The 19,040-nt window shown below is 68.7% G+C and carries 16 protein-coding genes and 1 tRNA gene; 5 read left to right on the top strand and 12 right to left on the bottom strand.

Translation table 11 applies throughout. The features are described from left to right. Positions 1-3: 3 nt before the first annotated feature. A complete protein-coding gene (gene sp36, locus ABD212_RS17110) occupies positions 4-228 on the bottom strand; it encodes a Sp36 family protein (protein WP_344096970.1) in 225 nt (74 codons plus the stop codon). A 95-nt stretch (positions 229-323) separates the two neighbouring features. On the opposite strand from sp36, the gene ABD212_RS17105 reads away from it, so the two are divergent. From ABD212_RS17105 to ABD212_RS17090, 4 genes are all read left to right on the top strand, one after another. Then, positions 324-3,032 carry a transglycosylase domain-containing protein gene (locus ABD212_RS17105; protein WP_344096968.1) on the top strand — a complete coding sequence of 903 codons (2,709 nt, stop codon included), beginning with the start codon at positions 324-326 and terminating at the stop codon, positions 3,030-3,032. After that, on the top strand, positions 3,032-4,000 hold the full coding sequence (locus tag ABD212_RS17100) for a metallophosphoesterase (protein ID WP_344096965.1): 969 nt from the start codon (positions 3,032-3,034) through the stop codon (positions 3,998-4,000). The genes ABD212_RS17105 and ABD212_RS17100 overlap by 1 nt, the downstream gene beginning before the upstream one ends. A 16-nt stretch (positions 4,001-4,016) precedes the next feature. After that, positions 4,017-4,090, top strand: a tRNA-Pro gene (locus ABD212_RS17095). Between the two features lie 59 nt (positions 4,091-4,149). Continuing rightward, the gene (locus ABD212_RS17090; protein ID WP_344096963.1) at positions 4,150-4,914 is read left to right on the top strand and encodes an HAD-IIB family hydrolase; all 765 of its coding nucleotides are present in this window, start codon (positions 4,150-4,152) and stop codon (positions 4,912-4,914) included. A 13-nt stretch (positions 4,915-4,927) separates the two neighbouring features. Here ABD212_RS17090 and ABD212_RS17085 read toward each other — a convergent pair whose 3' ends face one another. Next, complete coding sequence (locus tag ABD212_RS17085; RefSeq protein WP_344096960.1) at positions 4,928-6,214, bottom strand: alpha-hydroxy acid oxidase; 1,287 nt, start codon at positions 6,212-6,214, stop codon at positions 4,928-4,930. A gap of 10 nt (positions 6,215-6,224) precedes the next feature. Next, a complete protein-coding gene (locus ABD212_RS17080; RefSeq protein ID WP_344096957.1) occupies positions 6,225-6,935 on the bottom strand; it encodes a FadR/GntR family transcriptional regulator in 711 nt (236 codons plus the stop codon). A 72-nt stretch (positions 6,936-7,007) separates the two neighbouring features. Here ABD212_RS17080 and ABD212_RS17075 point away from each other — a divergent pair, with 72 nt between their 5' ends. After that, on the top strand, positions 7,008-7,859 hold the full coding sequence (locus ABD212_RS17075) for a DUF1295 domain-containing protein (protein WP_344096955.1): 852 nt from the start codon (positions 7,008-7,010) through the stop codon (positions 7,857-7,859). Between the two features lie 7 nt (positions 7,860-7,866). Here ABD212_RS17075 and ABD212_RS17070 read toward each other — a convergent pair whose 3' ends face one another. The 9 genes from ABD212_RS17070 to recR form a co-directional block, all read right to left on the bottom strand. Beyond that, complete coding sequence (locus tag ABD212_RS17070; protein ID WP_344096953.1) at positions 7,867-8,511, bottom strand: thymidine kinase; 645 nt, start codon at positions 8,509-8,511, stop codon at positions 7,867-7,869. 40 nt (positions 8,512-8,551) lie between these two features. Continuing rightward, entirely contained in the window at positions 8,552-8,977 is a 426-nt protein-coding gene (locus ABD212_RS17065) for a pyrimidine dimer DNA glycosylase/endonuclease V (RefSeq protein WP_344096951.1), read from the bottom strand. Continuing rightward, positions 8,974-10,968 (bottom strand): DUF2207 domain-containing protein, encoded by a 1,995-nt coding sequence (locus tag ABD212_RS17060; RefSeq protein ID WP_344096949.1) that lies wholly within the window; start codon positions 10,966-10,968, stop codon positions 8,974-8,976. Before ABD212_RS17060 ends, ABD212_RS17065 begins: the two co-directional genes overlap by 4 nt. Positions 10,969-10,983: 15 nt before the next feature. Then, complete coding sequence (locus tag ABD212_RS17055) at positions 10,984-12,459, bottom strand: malate:quinone oxidoreductase (RefSeq protein ID WP_344097140.1); 1,476 nt, start codon at positions 12,457-12,459, stop codon at positions 10,984-10,986. Between the two features lie 88 nt (positions 12,460-12,547). Then, positions 12,548-13,633, bottom strand: a complete 1,086-nt coding sequence (locus tag ABD212_RS17050) for an aspartate-semialdehyde dehydrogenase (RefSeq protein ID WP_344096947.1) — start codon at positions 13,631-13,633, stop codon at positions 12,548-12,550. A gap of 29 nt (positions 13,634-13,662) precedes the next feature. After that, positions 13,663-14,949 carry an aspartate kinase gene (locus ABD212_RS17045; protein ID WP_344097137.1) on the bottom strand — a complete coding sequence of 429 codons (1,287 nt, stop codon included), beginning with the start codon at positions 14,947-14,949 and terminating at the stop codon, positions 13,663-13,665. 110 nt (positions 14,950-15,059) lie between these two features. Further along, the gene (locus ABD212_RS17040; RefSeq protein WP_344096945.1) at positions 15,060-17,129 is read right to left on the bottom strand and encodes an elongation factor G; all 2,070 of its coding nucleotides are present in this window, start codon (positions 17,127-17,129) and stop codon (positions 15,060-15,062) included. A gap of 384 nt (positions 17,130-17,513) precedes the next feature. After that, positions 17,514-18,446, bottom strand: a complete 933-nt coding sequence (locus ABD212_RS17035; protein ID WP_344096942.1) for a DMT family transporter — start codon at positions 18,444-18,446, stop codon at positions 17,514-17,516. Continuing rightward, positions 18,446-19,039, bottom strand: a complete 594-nt coding sequence (gene recR / locus ABD212_RS17030; RefSeq protein ID WP_344096940.1) for a recombination mediator RecR — start codon at positions 19,037-19,039, stop codon at positions 18,446-18,448. The genes ABD212_RS17035 and recR overlap by 1 nt, the downstream gene beginning before the upstream one ends. Between the last annotated feature and the right edge of the window lies 1 nt (position 19,040).

The raw sequence follows: 19,040 nt of genomic DNA, 5'->3' as shown, positions 1-19,040 counted from the left end.
GGATCAGCGCTCCTCGAACTGCTTGGCGGCCTGGGCCGCGGCATCCAGGCCCGCGTTCGCGGAGGCGCTGGAACTCGAGTCGGCGGGTCGCTTGAGATACGCGACGAGACCGCCCTCGGGGCCCTGCACGACCTGCACGAGCTCCCACCCCTGCTTGCCCCAGTTGTTCAAGATGGCGGAGGTGTTATGGATGAGCAGCGGCGTGGTGAGGTATTCCCACGTGGTCATGGATTCTCCGGAAATCGCGGCGGATGCGGGGTGAACGGCGCTCTGGCGCGGGTCCGTCAAGGGATCGCCCAGGTATCTCCCCTACGATCAACCCTATGCCTGATACGAAACGAACGGCTAGCGGTGTGCTCGGCGGTATCGCCGGCCTCGTCGGCCTGAGCGCTGTCGCGGGTGTGCTGATCGCCGCCACCGTGACCCCTGCCGTCGCCCTATCCGGTGCCGCTGCCTCGAGCGCCATCACGATGTTCGACCAGCTTCCCAGCGTCCTCAACATCGACAAGCTGATGCTTCCGACGACCCTGTACGCCAAGAACCCCGCGACCGGCAAGTACATCGTGATGACGCAGTTCTACGATCAGAACCGCTCTCCGGTCCAGTTCGACCAGATCGCGCCGGTCATGTACGACTCGATCCTCTCGAGCGAAGACCCCCGCTACTACCAGCACGGCGGTGTGGACCTCATCGGCACGACGCGTGCCATTCTCACCAACCTCAAGGGTGGCGGCGAGACCCAGGGCGGATCCTCGATCAGCCAGCAGTACGTCAAGAACATCCTCGTGCAGCGATGCGAGGCCACCGCGAAGACCGACGACGCGCGTTACAAGTGCTGGACCGACGCGACGACGGCGGTCGGCACCGAGGGCGTCCAGCGCAAGCTCCAGGAGATGCGCTACGCCATCGCCCTCGAGCAGAGGTACTCCAAGAACGAGATCCTCCTCGGGTACCTGAACATCGCCAATTTCGGCGGCACGACCTACGGCATCGACGCGGCATCGCGGTACTATTTCGGCGTCGCGGCGAAGGACCTGAATCTCGCGCAGGCGGCTACGCTCGCCGGCATCGTCCAGAACCCCAACACATACCGCATCGATCAGCCCGGTGGATCCATCAGCGACTCGAAGGGCAACACGTACAACAAGGCGCCCGACGGCTCGATCAAGGATGTCCCCAAGGGACAGCTGGCCGCTCTCGACACAATGCTCGCGCAGGGCAAGATCGACAAGGATCAGTACCTCAAGGCAGCCGACGGCTACAGCGCAACGAAGGGTCGTGAGCTCTACGTGCTGAGCCGTCTGCTCAACGACGGCAAGATCACCCAGGCCCAGTACGAGCAGGCGGTGCTCGCGCCCATCAGCCCGAAGATCACGTCACCCAAGACGGGCTGTGCAGCAGCGACCGGTGTGGAGTACTTCTGCCAGTATGTGCGCTACATCATCGAACGTGACCCGGCCTTCGGCGCAACTCCTGAGGCGCGCACCGAGATGCTCCGCCGCGGCGGCCTCAACGTGTACACGACGATCGACCTGAATCTGCAGTCGATAGCGCAGAGCCGAATGAACGAGGTCACCCCGACTTCGGTACCGGGCGCACGGTTCGGTTCGACGTCCGTCTCTATCGAGGCCTCGACTGGGCGTGTCCTGTCCATCGCGCAGAACACGAAGTTCAGCGAGACGGTCACCGGCGACGACAACTATTCGGCGGTGGTCTTCGCGGGCGACAAGAAGTTCGGACAGTCCCAGGGCTTCAACGCGGGCTCGACGTTCAAGCTGTTCACGCTCGTGGACTGGCTCGAGAAGGGTCACTCCCTCAACGAGGTCCTGAACGGCCGCAACCGGGTCATCAGGACCTTCCCCGACAGCTGCTACAACGGCGGCACGTACGTGAACGTCGACAACTGGAAGCCCGGCAACTTCGGCGGCGGTGGAGGGTTCTTCGGCACGCCGATGCGGTTCACCGCGCAGTCGCTCAACTCCGGATTCATCGCGATGGCGTCGCAGCTCGACCTGTGCGACATCGGCAAGGTCGCGAGCAAGATGGGCGTCACCCGCGGAGACGGGGACCCGATCCAGATGCAGGGCCCCAACCAGGTCATCGGCTCGGACAACGTCTCGCCGATCGCGATGGCTGGCGCCTATGGGACGATCGCGAACAACGGCATCTACTGCCAGCCGCGGGCGATCGACAAAGTCACCGACTCCGACGGCAAGGAGATCACACTTCCGGCACGCACGTGCACCCAGGTGGTCGATCCGAAGGTCGCGGCCACCGCCGCCTACGCGCTCAAGGGAGTCATGGCGAGCGGAGGCACCGGCTCGCAGGGGAACCCTTATGACGGCACGCCGCTCATCGGCAAGACCGGTACGCACCAGGCGCTGCAGACGTGGCTCATCGAGGCGAACACGAGAGTTGCGACCGCCAACTGGGTCGGCAACGTCGAGGGCAGCCTCGACCTGTTCCACACATACGCCAATGGGATGGTGCTGTCGCAGATGCGGTACAGCCTCGCGAAAGCCATCCAGGGATACGTCGACTGGACCTATCCCGCGGGCGACTTCCCCGCCCCCGACAGCAACCTCATTCGCCAGGTGCTGACCGATCTCCCCAACGTCGTGGGCATGTCCGTCACCGATGCGACGAACACGCTGAACGCCGCCGGTTTCGACGTCATCCTGGGCGCCCCTGTCGACTCCTCCGAGGCGGACGGGATCGTCGCGGCGCAGAGCCCCGGCGCGGGCAAGGTCGCCGGCGGCACGCCCGTCACGATCAGCCCGAGCAATGGCCAGGGCATCGCGATCCCCGAGGTGTCGGGCATGCCGATCCAAGACGCGATCAGCACCCTGCGCGGAGCCGGGTTCGGCAATGTCAAGCCTGGTACCTGCAAGCAGGACGACTCGGCGGATAAGCCGGTGGCCACGGGCACGTCGCCGAGCGCCGGCACGGTCGTCAACCGCAACTCCGGGATCGCGGTCGACTACGCCTCCAAGGTCTGCGCAGGCGGCAAGGGCAAGGGCAACAACGGCTAGTGCCGACATCCGCATCTCGCACCGCCCTCACCGCGCTCACCGCGGTGGGGGCGGTCGGTGCGGGGGCCGCGATCTGGGGCATCGGCATCGAGCGCTACCTCTTCGCGATCCGCGTCCACGAACTGCCGCTCCTCCCGCCGGGGGCGGCGCCGATCCGCGTGCTGCACCTGTCGGATGCTCACATGGCGCCGTGGCAGCACCGCAAGCAGCGCTGGATCGCCTCGCTCGCGTCGTCGCTCGAGCCGCATCTGGTCGTCAACACGGGCGACAACCTCGGCCACACCGATGGGCTGCGCGGGCTGCGAAGGGCGTTCGACCCGCTGCGGGGCATCCCCGGCGTCTTCGTCCACGGGTCGAACGACCACGCGGCGCCCTCTCCGCGCAATCCGCTTCGGTACTTCACCGGCCCCTCCAAGATCAAGACCATCGCCGAACCGCTGGACACCCGAGCGCTCGACAGCTACCTGACGGATGAGCTCGGATGGCTCGATCTCAACAACCAGGTCGGGTCGTTGGATGTCGCGGGCGCGCGCGTCGATGCGTTCGGTGTGAGCGACGCGCACCGTCGCTGGGATCGGCTGGACGCCCTCGCCGATCCGCTCGCCGATCTGCAGGAGGACGAGGACCCGGTCGTGACCCTCGGGGTCACGCACGCGCCCTACCGACGCGTGCTCGACACCTTCACCGACCTCGGCGCGGACATGATCTTCGCCGGCCACACGCATGGCGGGCAGGTGCGGGTGCCGGGCTTCGGCGCACTGGTCGCGAACTGCGACCTGCCTCTCCGCCAGGCGAGGGGACTCAGCACCTGGTCGCATCGCGCCCGCACCGTGCCGCTGAACGTGAGCGCCGGTCTCGGGCAGTCGATCTACGCCCCGGTGCGCTTCGCCTGCCGCCCGGAGGCGTCGCTCATCACGCTCGTCCCCCGCGACCCCGACGCGTTCGGAGCAGGGTCCGCCATCGGGTAGACTCGGGGGGTTGCCACGGGGTGTGGCGCAGCTTGGTAGCGCGCGTCGTTCGGGACGACGAGGCCGCAGGTTCAAATCCTGTCACCCCGACAGCAGAGAGGCTCCGCCACCACGGCGGGGCCTTTCGCCGTCCGATGAGGGGATCACGAATGACGACACCGCGGCTCGTGGCTTTCGATCTGGACGACACACTCGCGCCATCCAAGAGCCCCGTCGATCCGCGCATCGCGCACCTGCTCATCGCCCTCGCCGAGCGGGTCGACGTGGCGATCATCTCGGGCGGCCAGCTCGCGCAGTTCACGTCGCAGGTCGTGGATCGGCTTCCGGATGCCGCCCCCGCCGTCCGCTCACGGATCCACCTGCTGCCGACGTGCGGCACGCAGTACTACCGGCTCACCGCGACCGGCATCGAGACCGTCTATGCCCACTCGTTGACGGACGACCAGAAGTCTCGGGCGCTCGGCGCAGTGGAGACCGAGGCGAAGCGACTGGGGCTGTGGGAGTCCCAGACGTGGGGAGACATCCTGGAGGATCGCGGCTCGCAGATCACGTTCTCGGCGCTCGGCCAGCTGGCTCCGCTCGCGGCGAAGACGGCGTGGGACCCGACGGGCGACAAGAAGAACGCCCTTCGCGCGGCGGTCGCGGTTCGCCTTCCCGACCTCGAGGTGCGTTCCGGCGGCTCGACCTCGGTGGACATCACGCAGCAGGGTATCGACAAGGCGTACGGCATGCGGCAGCTCGCCGAGCAGTCCAGCATCCCCCTCTCCGACATGCTCTTCGTCGGCGACCGGCTCGATCCCGACGGCAACGACTACCCGGTGCTGGCGATGGGCGTCAAGTGCCACGCCGTCGACGGCTGGGAGGACACCGCCGCGTTCCTCGAGACGCTCATCCCGACGCTGCCCGAGCGCTGAGACGCGGTTCGCGTCAGGCCTTGGCGACGGGCCGGGCGCGAGGGGCCCGAGCCACCGCTGCGGGCTGCGCGATCGGCACGAGCCGCGCGAGCTGCGTCACGTGCTTCGGCTCGAGCTCGGCGAGGCTCGACACTCCGAGCAGCCGCATCGTGCGCTCGATCTCGGTGCGCAGGATCGTGATCGTGCGGTCGACGCCCTGCCGTCCGCCGGCCATCAGCCCGTAGAGATACGCGCGGCCGATGAGCGTGAACTTCGCGCCCAGGGCGATGGATGCCACGATGTCGGCGCCGTTCATGATGCCCGTGTCGATCATCACTGTCGCGTCCTTGCCCACCTCGCGCACGACCTTGGGCAGCAGGTGGAACGGGATCGGAGCCCGGTCGAGCTGGCGCCCGCCGTGGTTGGAGAGGATGATGCCGTCCACCCCGGCGTCGATGAGGCGCGCCGAGTCCTCGACGTTCTGCACGCCCTTCACGACGATCTTGCCGGGCCAGAGGTCGCGGATGACGGCGAGGTCGTCGAAGCTGATCGTCGGATCCATCGCCGCATTCAGCAGCTCGCCGACAGTGCCCCCGCCGGTTGAGGAAAGCGATGCGAACTCGAGCTTGGGGGTGGTCAGGAAGTCGTACCACCACCACGGGCGCGGAATCGCGTTGATGATCGTGCCGAGAGTCAGCTGCGGCGGGATGGAGAACCCGTTGCGCTTGTCCCGCAGCCGGGCCCCCGCGATGGGCGTGTCGACCGTGAACTGCAACGTGTCGAAGCCGGCCGCCGCCGCGCGCCGCACCAGCCCGTACGAGATCTCACGGTCGCGCATGACGTAGAGCTGGAACCAGTTGCGCCCGTGCGGGTTGGCCGCCTTGACATCCTCGATCGAGGTCGTGCCGAGGGTGGAGAGCGTGAACGGGATGCGGGCGGCGCCGGCCGCGGACGCTCCGGCCGTCTCACCCTCGGTCTGCATGAGCCGCGTGAAGCCGGTGGGTGCGATGCCGAACGGCAGCGCGCTCGGCCCGCCGAGGATCTGCACCGACGTGTCGACCTCTGGGGCCGGACGCAGGATGCCCGGGTGGAACTCGATGTCCTCGAATGCCTGCCGCGCCCGCGCGAGCGAGAGCTCGCCCTCTGCGGCACCGTCCGTGTAATCGAAGGCCGCCTTCGGTGTGCGGCGCTTCGCGATCGCGCGCAGATCGTAGATCGTCAGCGCGGCGTCGAGGCGGCGCTTGCGTCCGTCGAGCTCGGGCTTCTTGAATTGCATGAGCTCGAGCAGCTCAGCGGGCCGTGGTATCTGACGCGCAACCATGGTGGTCCTTTCAGGGCGTGGTGCGGGCGAGGCCCGCTTCGGCGTAGTAGTCCGTGATGTGGGCCTCGACCAGGCCGCGGGCACGAGCCGCGTCACCGGCGTCGACGGCGTCGAGGATGTCGCGGTGCTCGCGGCGCAGGCGTGCGGCGGTCGCCTCCCAGTCCGGCAGCCGGGCTGCACCAGACTGGACGTACGACTCGATCGCGGTCCGAAGTCCCCCCATCATCGCCGCGATGACGGAATTGCCGGATGCCTCGGCGAGGGCGAGGTGCAGCTGGGCATCCAGGGCGAGGAACTCTGCCGTGGTCAGGTCTGCGGCATCCATCGCATCGAGCACGAGGTGCGCATCGGCGGTGGAGTGCACGCGATCGCCGGCGAGCCGGTCGACGACCGCCGACTCGAGGACCAGTCTCGTCTGCACGACGTCGTCGAGCGGAAAGCCCTGAGCGGCGACCTGCAGTCGCAGCAGGGTCGACATGCCGCCGTCGGGCGTCGCGATGATGATGGCGCCGGATGTCGGACCCGAGCCGGTGCCGGTGCGGATCAGTCCCATCACCTCGAGCACCCGCAGCGCCTCGCGGACGCTCGACCGCCCGACCCCGAGGGTCGCGGCCAGCTCGCGCTCGGGAGGCAGCCGGTCGCCGGGAACCAGGCGGCCGTCGAGGAGATCGGTCTCGATCTTCTCGAGGACGACTCGCCACGCGCGCGCGGTGTCGGTCACAGTCCTCCTCGAGTATGGTCTGACCACAGTAGCGCGTGGTCTGACCACATGCAACCGATTACGCTCGGTGACATGGATCCGCTCCTCCTCGTCCTCATCGTGGCCGCCGTGACCTGCGGGTTCTGCTGGATCGCCTCGCTCATCACGAAGGACACCTCGTGGGTCGACCGCATCTGGTCGATCGTGCCGGTCGTCTACGTCTGGATCTTCGCGGTCTCGGCGATCGTCGACGGCCGGGATGCCGCGCGCGTGGTCGTCATGGCGGTGCTCGTCACCGCCTGGGGGGCCCGCCTGACCTTCAACTTCGCCCGCAAGGGCGGGTACACCGGCATGGAGGACTACCGCTGGGCGGTGCTGCGGGGCCGCATGACGCCGTGGCAGTTCCAGGTCTTCAACCTCCTTTTCATCGTGCTGTACCAGAACGCCTTGCTGGTGCTGATCACCACGCCCGCATACATCGCGTGGCAGAACCGCGCACCGTTCGGCCCCTGGGACCTGGTGTTCACAGTGCTCTTCGCCGCGTTCCTCGTGGGCGAGTTCATCGCCGATCAGCAGCAGTGGAACTTCCACGAGGCGAAGAAGGCCGCGGGCGGCTCGCTCGAGCCCGGCTTCGTCACCACGGGGCTGTTCGCGTTCAGCCGGCATCCCAACTTCTTCTTCGAGCAGGCGCAGTGGTGGGCGTTCTATGCGATCGGCGCGGCCGCGGCCGCGGCATCCGGTCTCGGGGTCTGGGGCGGCGCCGTCAACTGGACGATCCTCGGCGCCGGGCTGCTGACCCTGCTGTTCATCGGGTCGACCATCTTCACCGAATCGATCACGTCGTCGAAGTATCCCGCGTACGCCGACTATCAGCGGACGACCTCGATGCTCGTCCCGCTCCCCCGCCGGCATCGCGGCACAGGCGAAGCGGCATCGCGCGCCTGACGGGCCGCTAGGGGCGGGTGGCGCCGAGTCGACCGCCCGACTCCCTCAGGTAGCACGAGGCGCACAGCGACTCGTAGCTGACCTCTGCACCGTCGATGGCGACCTGGTCGCCGTCGAAGACGAAGCGGCCGTCGACGAGCCGGCCGTTGAAGAGAGCCTTCCGTCCGCAGCGGCAGATCGTCTTCAGCTCCTCCAGTGTGTGCGCGAGTTCGAGAAGACGGCGCGACCCGGGGAACGCCTCGGTGAGGAAGTCGGTGCGGATGCCGTATGCCAGCACCGGCACGTCATCCAGCACCGCGATTCGCAGCAGGTCGTCGACCTGCTCGCGCGTGAGGAACTGCGCCTCGTCGATGAGCAGGCAAGCGACGTCTGCGGGAGGGCGCGAGAGCCCCACCAGCTCATCGTGCGTGTACCGCACGTGCGCGCGATGCTCGGCGAAGAGGTTGCGCGCCGAGTCCCCGGGACCGATGAGGAAGTCGACGGGACGCGTCATCCCCAGCCGGCTCGAGATCTGATGTGCGCCCTTGGTGTCGATCCGGGGTTTCGCGAGCAGCACATGCTGGCCGCGCTCCTCGTAGTTGTGCGCCGCCTGCAGCAGGGCAGTCGACTTGCCGGAGTTCATCGCCCCGTAGCGGAAGTACAGTTTCGACACTCGGCGAGTCTACGGAACCCGGGATGCCCGCGGTCCCCGTTCAGATCCGCTCCCACGGCTCGATCGGCCCGGGAATCTCGACGAAGCTGGGCGCGGCGACCGCGACCTCGGGGATCCTGGGCAGCCACGCCACGTCGCGGACCGCGACCTTGGCCCGAAGATGCGCCCGCTCGAAGGCGAGCTGTCCGTCGGTCAAGGGGATGCCCGGGCTCACGGCATCCATCCGCAGCACGCGTGAGCCGTCGAATCGATAGCCGCGGACGCATGCCTCGGCCTGCAGCGCCGCCAGGTAGTGCCCGATCGCATCGAGCGGATCGGCACACGCCCGGAAGCGGTCGAGCTGCGGGTGGCGGGTGTACCCGCGGGTCGCGCCGGTGAGCACCTTCTGCGCGAGCAGCGCCTCGCGCCAGCAGGCGACGAGCGCCACTCGGTCGAGCGTGGCAGGATGCAGGGACCAGAGTCTCATCGGCCTCCGAAGCCCCCGCCGCCACCGCCGCCACCCGAGAAGCCGCCGCCCGAGGACCCCCCGGACGATGACCAGCTGCTCGAGAACGACGAGCCCGACGAGCTGCTCGAACCGCCCCCCGAGACCGGCGTCGCGGCGAGGTGGCCGATCGACGACGAGGCACGCGACAGCGAATTCGAGGTGACGGAGTCGAACAGGGCCAGCCGTGGCCCGATGGCCACCGGGTGCGCGACCGCACGGATGACCTCCACCCACTGCTGCTCCATCCCGAACAGCACGGCGTAGGGAAGCAGCCGTTCGTACAGATTCACCACGTCGGCGCCCGGCGCGTTCGGCCGGTCGCCGTATGGCCTGCGGCCGCCCGAGACGAGATCGGCAGTCCGCGGCGATTGCGCGGCGCGCAGCCGATCCTCCTCGGCGAGACCGAGGTACTCGCGAATCCCCTCGAGATACGTCCGGTGCGTGCCGCCGGCGACGGTGAGGGTCGTCTCAGGCAGGCGGATGAAGGGCAGGACGAGGAATGCGGCGAAGGCGCTGACGATCGAGAGCAGGTAGATCCAACCCCCGAGGGCCCCCAGGGCGGTCAGCACCGACGGCACCGCGCCGATGAAGAACAGCATGACGATGGCGACGACGAACCCTCCGAACTGCAGCGCGGCGCGGACGCCGCCGATCCAGCCGGGCCGCCTGCTGCGGTACCCGCGGTCCACTGTGGCGGCGTCGATGCGGCGCACATAGGTGACGGCGCGCACCGGCGGGTTCGCGGCGAACACGCCGAGATCGATGCTGTCGCCCGGTGCGGCGTCCTTTCCGTAGAGGGTCGTGACGATGCGCCGGTCGTCGTGTCCGAGGCCGGAGTCGTCGCGCAGGATGACGCGGAAGTCGTCGGCATCCCCGCGGTCTCCGGATGCCGTGATCTGGAGCTTGTCGCGGACGGCCAGGTCCACGACATGGGCCGCGAAAGCGCGCGCGGGCACACCGAGGACACCCGCGGAGAGCGTCGGCGACTCGTCGACGGGTGGGGCGTACTCCACGATGACGGGCGAATCGTCGGGGTTGCGTCGCAGGAAGGCCCTGATCACGACGAGGAACACGAGCCCGCAGAGGCCCGCCAGGAGACCCAGCACAGGGAGGATCCACTCCCACCACGGGTACGGCGGCGGTGGCGGGGCGGTCGGCGCGGCGAACGTGCGCTGGGCGAAGCCGATCGCGACGGTGACTCCCTCGTTCGCCTCGACGTCGGTATCGGCGGCCGTGAACACGATGGCGGATGCCGCGGCATCCCGACCGCTCTTCGACGACGCCCACAGCGCCACCTCGTCGGGCCACGCCGTGTCGGGCTCGGGTCCGGCCATCTCGCATCTGTCGGTCGACCCCGGAGCCCCGCGATAGCAGTACGCGCGGCCGCCCATCTGGCCGTGCGCGGCGTCGCCGGCGACGTGGACCCTGCCCTTCACGGTGCCGAACGGCTGCGCGTGGTCGGCGCCGACCATGTCCCAGTAGAACTCGTCAGCGCCGGTGTCCTGATACCGGACCACGACATCGTCCATCGTGTAGGAGATCACGTACGTGTGCGCGCCGTGGACATAGGAGTCGTCGCCGGTGAGGACGTAGACCCATTGATCGTCAGCTTCGGTCCACCAGGGGATCGGTGCTCCGCCCGCTCCCGTGACATTGACGACCGTGGTGTCGTGGGTTATGCCGGAGTCCGCCTTGGGTATCCGGCGCACGATCCCCTTGTTCTGGTCGCCCTCCGGGAAGAGCGCGACGATCGTCTCGGTCGTGTACAGCTCACTCGTTCCTGCGGCCGACCGGACGAGCCAGTAGTCGGCATCGAGCGATTCGTAGGTGAAGTCGTCGACGGCTGCCGGGACTGCGCGGGAGCGGTGCGGCGGCTCGGCCGCTACGGCGGCGGGCGCGACCCCGACCAGCAGGATGAGCGCCGCCACGAGCGCCATCGCACGCTCCACGTGCCGTCCCCGCAGCCGCATGAGCCCACCCTAGGGCTAGGCGGTGAGAGCGAGCGCCTGCGCGGTTTCGGTGAGGACTTCCTGCGCCTCGGCCGGGCGGCCGTTGAGCGTCTCGCCGTAGCTCGGGATGAGCTCGCGCAGTCGAGGCTCCCATCCCTCGATCCGGTCGGGGAAGCACGTCTTCATGAGACCGAGCATGATCGACACCGCGGTCGAGGCACCTGGCGAGGCGCCCAGCAGCCCGGCGATGGAACCGTCCGCGCCGGTGACGACCTCGGTGCCGAACTGCAGGACGCCGCCCTTGTCCGGGTCCTTCTTCATCACCTGGGCACGCTGACCGGCCTGGATGAGCTCCCAGTCCTCGTCCTTGGCCGTCGGCATGAAGGTGCGAAGGCTGTCCACCTTCTTCGCGTGGTTCTTGAGCAGCTCACCGACCAGGTACGTGATGAGCGACGGGTTGTCCCAAGCGACCTTGAGCATCGGCCCGAGGTTGCCGAACCGCACCTGCGAGACGAGGTCGAAGATCGATCCGTTCTTCAGGAACTTCGGGCTGAACGTCGCGAACGGTCCGAACAGCAGGGATGCCTGCCCGTCGACCACGCGGGTGTCGAGGTGGGGAACCGACATCGGCGGAGCGCCGACCGACGCCTGCGAGTAGACCTTCGCCTTGTGCTGCGCCACGAGCGCGGGGTTCGTGGTCTTGAGGAACTGACCGCCGATCGGGAAGACGCCGTATCCCGAGATCTCGGGGATGCCGGAGCTCTGCAGGAGCTTCAAGGCCCAGCCGCCGGCGCCGACGAAGACGAACCTGGCCCGGATCTCGCCAGGCGTCCGGCCGATCGAGCGCCGGTACTTCACTCGCCACGTGCCGTCGTCGAGGCGCTTCAGGCTGCGGACCTCGGTGTTCGTCCTGAGTTCGGCACCGCTGTCGGCGAGATGCTCGAACAGCTGGTGGGTGAGAGCTCCGAAGTCGACGTCGGTGCCGGCGGGAACCCGGGTCGCCGCGAACGGCTCGCCCTTGCGGCGCTTCTGCATGAGGAGCGGCGCCCAGGTGTTGATGATCCGCGAGTCCTCGCTGTATTCGATCCCCGCGAACAGCGGCTGCTGCTTGAGGGCCTCGTACCTCTTCTTCAGGAACGCGACATCCTTCTCACCGCGCACGAAAGTCATGTGGGGAGCCGAGTTGATGAACGTGGACGGGGCATCCAGCACGCCCTGGTCGACCAGAGCCGACCAGAACTGGCGGCTCTGCTGGAACTGCTCGTTGATCGAGATCGCCTTGGCGGGGTCCACCGAGCCGTCCTCGCCCTCCGGCGTGTAGTTCAGCTCGCAGAGGGCGGCGTGCCCGGTTCCGGCATTGTTCCAGGCGTTCGAGCTCTCGAGCGCGACATCGTGGAGCCGCTCGAAGACGCTGATCTTCCAATCGGGCTGCAACGCCGACAGGAGGGTGCCGAGGGTCGCACTCATGATCCCGCCGCCGATCAGAAGGACGTCGACGGTGCCCGCAGGCAACTCGCTGTCGTCGGGATGGGGGAGGCTCGCGTCGACGGTTTCGGTCACACACCAAGTCTAGGCGGGGTCGCGATGCCGCTCGACAGGGTCAGTCGGCGGCGGACTTCGCCCCGCTCAGCGAACGCGCCGCGATGACCTCCGCGATCTGGACGGCGTTGAGCGCGGCACCCTTTCGCAGGTTGTCGTTGCTGATGAACAGGACGAGACCCTTGCCCTCGGGCGCGGATTGGTCGGCCCGGATGCGGCCGACGAAGCTGGGGTCCTTGCCCGCGGCCTGCAACGGCGTGGGGACCTCTTCGAGCGTGACACCGGGAGCGGCGGAGAGGAGACTCCGCGCCCGCTCCGGCGTGATGTCACGGGCGAACTCCGCGTGGATGCTGAGCGAGTGCCCCGTGAACACCGGCACGCGCACGCAGGTGCCCGCGACGCGGAGGTCGGGCAGCTCGAGGATCTTGCGGCTCTCGTTGCGGAGCTTCTTCTCCTCGTCGGTCTCGTTCAGGCCGTCGTCGACGAGGTTGCCTGCGAACGGGATGACGTCGAACGCGATCGGCGCGATGTACTTCTCCGGCTCGGGGAAGTCGATGGCAGAACCGTCGTGCACGAGGCGAAGGGTGTCGCCCTGGGCGAGCACGCCCTCGACCTGGCCGAGCAGCTCCTCGGCGCCGGCGATCCCCGACCCGCTGACGGCCTGATAGGTGCTGATGATGAGCCGCTCGAGTCCGGCGTCGGCATCCAGCACCTTCAGAACGGGCATCGCGGCCATGGTGGTGCAGTTCGGGTTCGCGATGATGCCGCGTCGCGCCTCGTCGATCGCGTGCGGATTGACCTCGCTCACGACGAGAGGGACGTCGGGATCCATGCGCCATGCGCTGGAGTTGTCGATCACCGTCGCGCCGGCCTCGGCGAATCGAGGAGCGTGGGCGCGGCTGCCGGTGGCTCCGGCAGAGAAGAGGGCGATGTCGATGCCGGCAGGGTCTGCCGTCTCGACATCCTCCACGATGACCGTCCGTCCCCCGAACTCGATCGACGTCCCGGCCGAGCGCGCGGTCGCGAGCAGACGCAGCTCGCGGATCGGGAAAGCGCGTTCCGCGAGGATCTCGCGCATGACGGTGCCGACCTGGCCGGTGGCGCCGACGACGGCGACGGACAGTCCGGAGTCGGAGATGCGGGTCATGGGTTGGATCCTACCTTCGGGGAGAAGTGTCAGCGGCCGGTGCCGGCGTGCACCACGGCCTCGGTATCGCCGTCGAGTCCGTAGGCCGTATGGACGACGCGGGCCGCCTCGGCGAGGTCGTCGCCGCGTACGACGACCGAGATGCGGATCTCGGAGGTCGAGATCATCTCGATGTTGACACCCGCGATCGACAGCGCCTCGAACAGCGTCGCCGAGACCCCCGAGTGGGTCCGCATTCCCGCGCCGACGACGGAGAGCTTGCCGATCTGGTCGTCGTGGACGAGGCTCTGGAATCCGATCTCGGCCTGGTCGCCGGAAAGCGCTCGCAGCGCTGTCGCCGCGTCGGTCTTGGGGAGCGTGAACGAGATGTCGGTGCGCCCCGTTGAAGCCGCCGACACGTTCTGCACGATCATGTCGACGTTCGCGCCGGACTTGGCGATGACCTTGAAGATCTCGGCGGCCTTGCCTGGGACGTCCGGGACCCCGATCACGGTGATCTTGGCCTGGCTGAGGTCCGTCGCCACTCCGGCGACGATCGGCTCTTCCATCTCTTCTCCCTCTTCGCCATCGGGGAGGCTCATCCCCGGGCCGAGCACATAGGTCCCGACGCCCGAACTGAACGTCGAGCGCGAGTGGATCAGCACGCCGTGCCGGCGCGCGTATTCGACAGCGCGGATGTAGAGCACCTTCGCCCCGTTCGCGGCGAGCTCGAGCATCTCCTCGCTCGAGACATGCGTCAGCTTCTGGGCGCGTGGCACGACGCGCGGGTCGGCGGTGAAGATGCCGTCCACATCGCTGTAGATCTCGCAGACGTCGGCCTCGAGCGCCGCCGCCAGGGCGACCGCCGTCGTGTCGGATCCGCCTCGGCCGAGCGTGGTGATGTCGCGGGTGTCGCGGTTGAAGCCCTGGAATCCGGCGACGATGACGATCGCGCCCTCGTCGAGCGCGTCGCGCAGGCGGATCGGCGTGACATCCACGATCCGAGCCGCGCCGTGCGTGGCATCCGTGATCATGCCGGCCTGGCTGCCCGTGAACGAGCGAGCCTCGAACCCCATCGAATGGATCGCCATCGCCAGCAGGGCCATCGCGATGCGCTCGCCGCTGGAGAGCAGCATGTCGAGCTCCCGCGGCGCCGGGATCGGGGCGACCTGGTTCGCGAGGTCGAGGAGCTCATCCGTCGTGTCGCCCATCGCACTGACGGCGACGACCACGTCATGGCCGGCCCTACGAGTGTCGACGATCCGCTTCGCGACGCGCTTGATGCTCTCCGCGTCGGCGACGGACGAACCGCCGTACTTCTGGACGATCAGCGCCACGATGAAGACTCCATGGTGAGTGAGCGGGCGGATGCCGCGCCCGAACGTCCATCTTACGGACGACGTCATTCCGCACCCGCCATGTGTCCGTCCGGACTCCAGGAGGCTCGCTAGGTCTTGAGGCTGCTGGGCGCGCGCTCGTATCGGTCGGGTGTGATGGTCAGCTGCCCCTGTCCTCCGGTGAGCGAGCGCAGTTCGAGGACGTAACGGCCGAGCTCGGCATCCGGAGCACTCGCCACGATCCGGGTGTCGCCGTGATCGGTGGACTCGGTCGAGTTGACGCGCGCGCGCCGCGACGAGAGGTCGGTCAGCACCGGACCCTGCAGGTCTGCGGGCACCGTGATGGTCACGATCGACACCGGTTCCAGCACGACCGTGCCGGCCACGGCCAGCGCCGCCTTGACCCCCAGCGAAGCCGCCGTGCGGAAAGCCATCTCGGACGAGTCGACCGAGTGCGACTTGCCGTCGTACAGCTCGACGCGCACGTCCACGACGGGGTGTCCCTGCGGGCCGCCCGCGGCCAGGGCGTCCCTGGCGCCCTTCTCGACGGCAGGGATGTAGGAGCGTGGCACCGCGCCTCCGACGACGGCGTCGACGAACTCGAAGCCTCCGCCCGGCGGCAGCGGGCTGACCCGCAGCTGCACCACCGCGAACTGGCCATGCCCGCCCGATTGCTTCTTCAGCTTCCCCTCGGCCTGCGCGGACCCCGCGATCGTCTCGCGATAGGCCACCGGGGCCGGGCCGGTGGTCACGTGAACACCGAGGACGCGGGCGAGCCGTTCGACCGCCACCTCGACGTGCGTCTCGCCGAGGCCACGCAGGATGGTCTCGCCTCCTGCCCGGTCGATGAGCAGGGTCTGGTCCTCTGCGAGGAGCCGGGCCAGAGCCGTGGAGAGCTTCGCGTCGTCGGACTGCGTCGCCGGTGCGAGACTCACCGCGTACACCGGCTCCCGGCGCGGAAGCGTCGCGGGGCGCGCGCTGCCGTGCGGACGCGACCACAGGACCGAGCCCGACGGCGAGCCCGTCAGCTTCGCGACAGCCCCGACCTCGCCGGTCGCCAGGGCGTCGGCCGGGACGTGCTGGGCCCCGCGCAGCCGGAAGAGGGCGGGGATCCGCTCCTCCGTGCCGGTCGTGGCGTTGCGGAGGCGATCGCTCGGTCGCAGCGTGCCCGAGAGGATCCTGAGCATCGCGATCTGGCCGACGAAGGGGTCGGCCACCGTGCGGAAGACATGGACGACGGTGTCGCCGTCCGGATTCGGAGCGACCTCGACATCCGCGCCGCCGCTGCCGTCCTCGGCGGCGCCCACCACGATCCGGCTGTCGTGATCACCGCCAGAGGGTGCGAGCGCGCAGATCAGGTCGAGGATGCGGTCGACTCCGGTGCCGGTCAGACCCGAGCAGAGCAGGACGGGCACCGCCTCCCCCGTTGCGACCTCGGCGGCGAGCGTGTGCTCGAGCTCACCGGGCGACGGCTCGGCGCCCTCGAGATAGGCCTCGAGCTGCGCATCGTCGTGCGACACGATCTCTTCGGTGACGCTGACGTGCAGATCGTGCTCCTCGGCCTCGGCGGCCGCGGGCACCGGCTCCTCGTGGTGATGGCCGGCGTCGTCGTCGTAGACGAGCGCGTGCTCGCCCAGCACATCGGCGATGGCGCGGAAGTCCTGCTCCTCGCCCAGCGGCAGCTCGAGCGGCCACAGATGCTCGCCGAACGCGGTTCGCAGGTCGGCGAGCACGCGGCGGAAATCAGCCCGGGTGCGATCCTCCTGCGTGACCACGATGATGCGCGGCACACGCGCCTGCTCGGCCGCCGCCCATACGGCGCGTGTCCCCGCGCTGACGCCGTCGACGGCGCTCACGACCACGGCCGCGACATCCGCCACCGACAGCGCCGTGTCGACACTCCCGATGAAGTCGGGATGGCCCGGCGTGTCGATCAGCGTGACAGTGCGTTCATCGCCGTCATCGCTCCAGGTGAGGTACGCGAGCGAGATCCCCAGCGTGGTCTGGCGTGCGACCTCCTCGGGATCGCTGTCGCAGACGGTCGTGCCCTGCTCGACTGTCCCGCGGCGCTGGATCGCGCCCGCGCGGAAGAGCATCCCCTCCGCGAGGGTGGTCTTTCCTGAGCCCGCGCCGCCCACCAGGGCGACAGTGCGGTGCGTCGAACTGGGGATCGAGTCCATGTGGCCTCCCACGCCGGTGTGAGTTGTTGACCATCGTGCCCTGTCACCGCACATCCACGCCAGGGGCATGCCGTCACAGATGTGCCGCCCGCGCTGCGATCCCCAGCATGGCGGGCGTTCTCCAGTCGTGATCGGACGCCTAATGTCGCCCTCGTGGGGCCACCGCGGCCTTGGCCCGACTCGCGATCGTGGCCGCAGCGTCAACATCGCCGAGATCATCACGTCCTTAGACGTTCACCGCGCGTCGCGCGGCCGCGAGGTGCATGCGACGCGAATGATGTGCGGCCATCCCGAGCCCGCGCACAGCGGGCGGCTCCTCAAGTCCGCCCTCGGCTTCGCGCCGATCGCGTGCTGCGCTGACCGCAGGCCGGTCGGTGGATGCCGTCAGCCCGGCGCGATCGGCGGCAGTTCGCTGACCGGGGCCTGCGCCCGGATCCTCCCGCCGGTGGCTGCGAGCCAGCATCCCGCGATCACGAGCGGGAACCCGATGACGAGCCCCATCGTGACCTGCTCGCCGAGGATGATGACCCCGAGGAGGATCGCGACGACCGGGTTGACGTAGGTGAACAGCGGTGCGCGCACCGGACCGACGCGCGCGATGAGGGCGAAGAAGACGACGAAGGCGACCGCCGTGCACAGCACCGCCAGAGCGACGAGCGACACGGTGCTCCGCGCGGTGGGCACTTCGTGCTGCGTGAGGAGGGCGATCGGCAGGTAGAACAGGCCGACGGCGAAGAGCGACAGCGTCACGGTGCCGAGCGCCGGGATGCCGTCCAGCCGATGTGCGACGATGAACGGCGCCGTCGCGTAGCAGATCGCGACGAGCAGCACTTCGCCGATCGCGACGAGGCTGCCCACGCCGCCGACGGCGAGACCCGGTCCAGCGACGATGATCGCGACACCGGCGAACCCGACGACGAGCCCGATCGCGCGCGAGGGCTTCAGGACGGAGCGGTCGCCGCCGGTGAGCGCGATGATCGCAGCGAACAGCGGGACCGTCGCGACCAGCAGCCCGGTGAGGCCGGACGGAAGCGTCTGCTCCGCGTGGCCGAGCAGGAGGAACGGCCCCGCCATCTCGATCGCGCCGAATGCGAGCACCCAGCCGATCCTCGAGAGCGCCGGGCGCAGTGCCCTCTGCCGCAGCGCGAACGGAAGCAGCAGCAGGGCCCCGAGCAGGGTGCGGCCGGCGACGATGGATGCCGGTGAGTACGAGTCGACGGCCTGCTTGATGAACAGGTACGGGATGCCCCACAGCACCGCCATGGCGGCGAACAGCACCCAGGCACGGGTGTCGAACCGCTGAATCGTGGAGCTCATCAGATCGAGCGGCGTCCTTCGAACGCCCGCCCGAGCGTCACCTCGTCGGCGTATTCGAGATCACCGCCGACGGGGAGGCCTGACGCCAGGCGGGTCACGCTGATCTCGAGCGTGTGCAGCAGCCGGCTGAGGTACGTCGCGGTGGCCTCGCCCTCGAGGTTCGGATTGGTGGCGAGGATGACCTCCTGCACAGTGCCGTCGGCGAGCCGCTGCATGAGCTGGGTGATGCGCAGGTCATCAGGCCCGATGCCTGCGATGGGGCTGATCGCGCCGCCGAGCACGTGGTACAGACCGCGGAACTCTCGCGTGCGTTCGATGGCTGCGACATCCTTCGCGTCTTCGACGACGCAGATCAGCGTCTGGTTGCGGCGGGGATCACGGCAGATCGAGCAGCGATCCTGCTCGGAGACGTTGCCGCAGACCTCGCAGAACCGCACCTTCTCGCGAACCTCGCTGAGCAGCAGCGCGAGACGGGACACGTCGAAGGACGGCGACTGCAGGATGTGGAAGGTGATGCGCTGCGCCGACTTCGGCCCGATGCCGGGCAGTCGCCCGAACTCGTCGATCAGATCCTGGACGATTCCGTCGTACATG

It is taken from the genome of Microbacterium deminutum, from assembly GCF_039530205.1.
Taxonomy (GTDB): domain Bacteria; phylum Actinomycetota; class Actinomycetes; order Actinomycetales; family Microbacteriaceae; genus Microbacterium; species Microbacterium deminutum.
The sequence above is the reverse complement of the archived record's forward strand: the minus strand, read 5'-3'. Positions and strand labels throughout refer to the sequence as shown.

Coding starts and splice junctions, on each gene's coding strand:
- ABD212_RS17075 (WP_344096955.1), top strand. CDS start 7,008: ATGGATCCGCTCCTCCTCGTCCTCATCGTGGCCGCCGTGACCTGCGGG.
- sp36 (WP_344096970.1), bottom strand. CDS start 228: ATGACCACGTGGGAATACCTCACCACGCCGCTGCTCATCCATAACACC.
- ABD212_RS17060 (WP_344096949.1), bottom strand. CDS start 10,968: ATGCGGCTGCGGGGACGGCACGTGGAGCGTGCGATGGCGCTCGTGGCG.
- ABD212_RS17050 (WP_344096947.1), bottom strand. CDS start 13,633: ATGACCCGCATCTCCGACTCCGGACTGTCCGTCGCCGTCGTCGGCGCC.
- ABD212_RS17090 (WP_344096963.1), top strand. CDS start 4,150: ATGACGACACCGCGGCTCGTGGCTTTCGATCTGGACGACACACTCGCG.
- ABD212_RS17040 (WP_344096945.1), bottom strand. CDS start 17,129: ATGGACTCGATCCCCAGTTCGACGCACCGCACTGTCGCCCTGGTGGGC.
- ABD212_RS17035 (WP_344096942.1), bottom strand. CDS start 18,446: ATGAGCTCCACGATTCAGCGGTTCGACACCCGTGCCTGGGTGCTGTTC.
- ABD212_RS17065 (WP_344096951.1), bottom strand. CDS start 8,977: ATGAGACTCTGGTCCCTGCATCCTGCCACGCTCGACCGAGTGGCGCTC.
- ABD212_RS17105 (WP_344096968.1), top strand. CDS start 324: ATGCCTGATACGAAACGAACGGCTAGCGGTGTGCTCGGCGGTATCGCC.
- ABD212_RS17085 (WP_344096960.1), bottom strand. CDS start 6,214: ATGGTTGCGCGTCAGATACCACGGCCCGCTGAGCTGCTCGAGCTCATG.
- recR (WP_344096940.1), bottom strand. CDS start 19,039: ATGTACGACGGAATCGTCCAGGATCTGATCGACGAGTTCGGGCGACTG.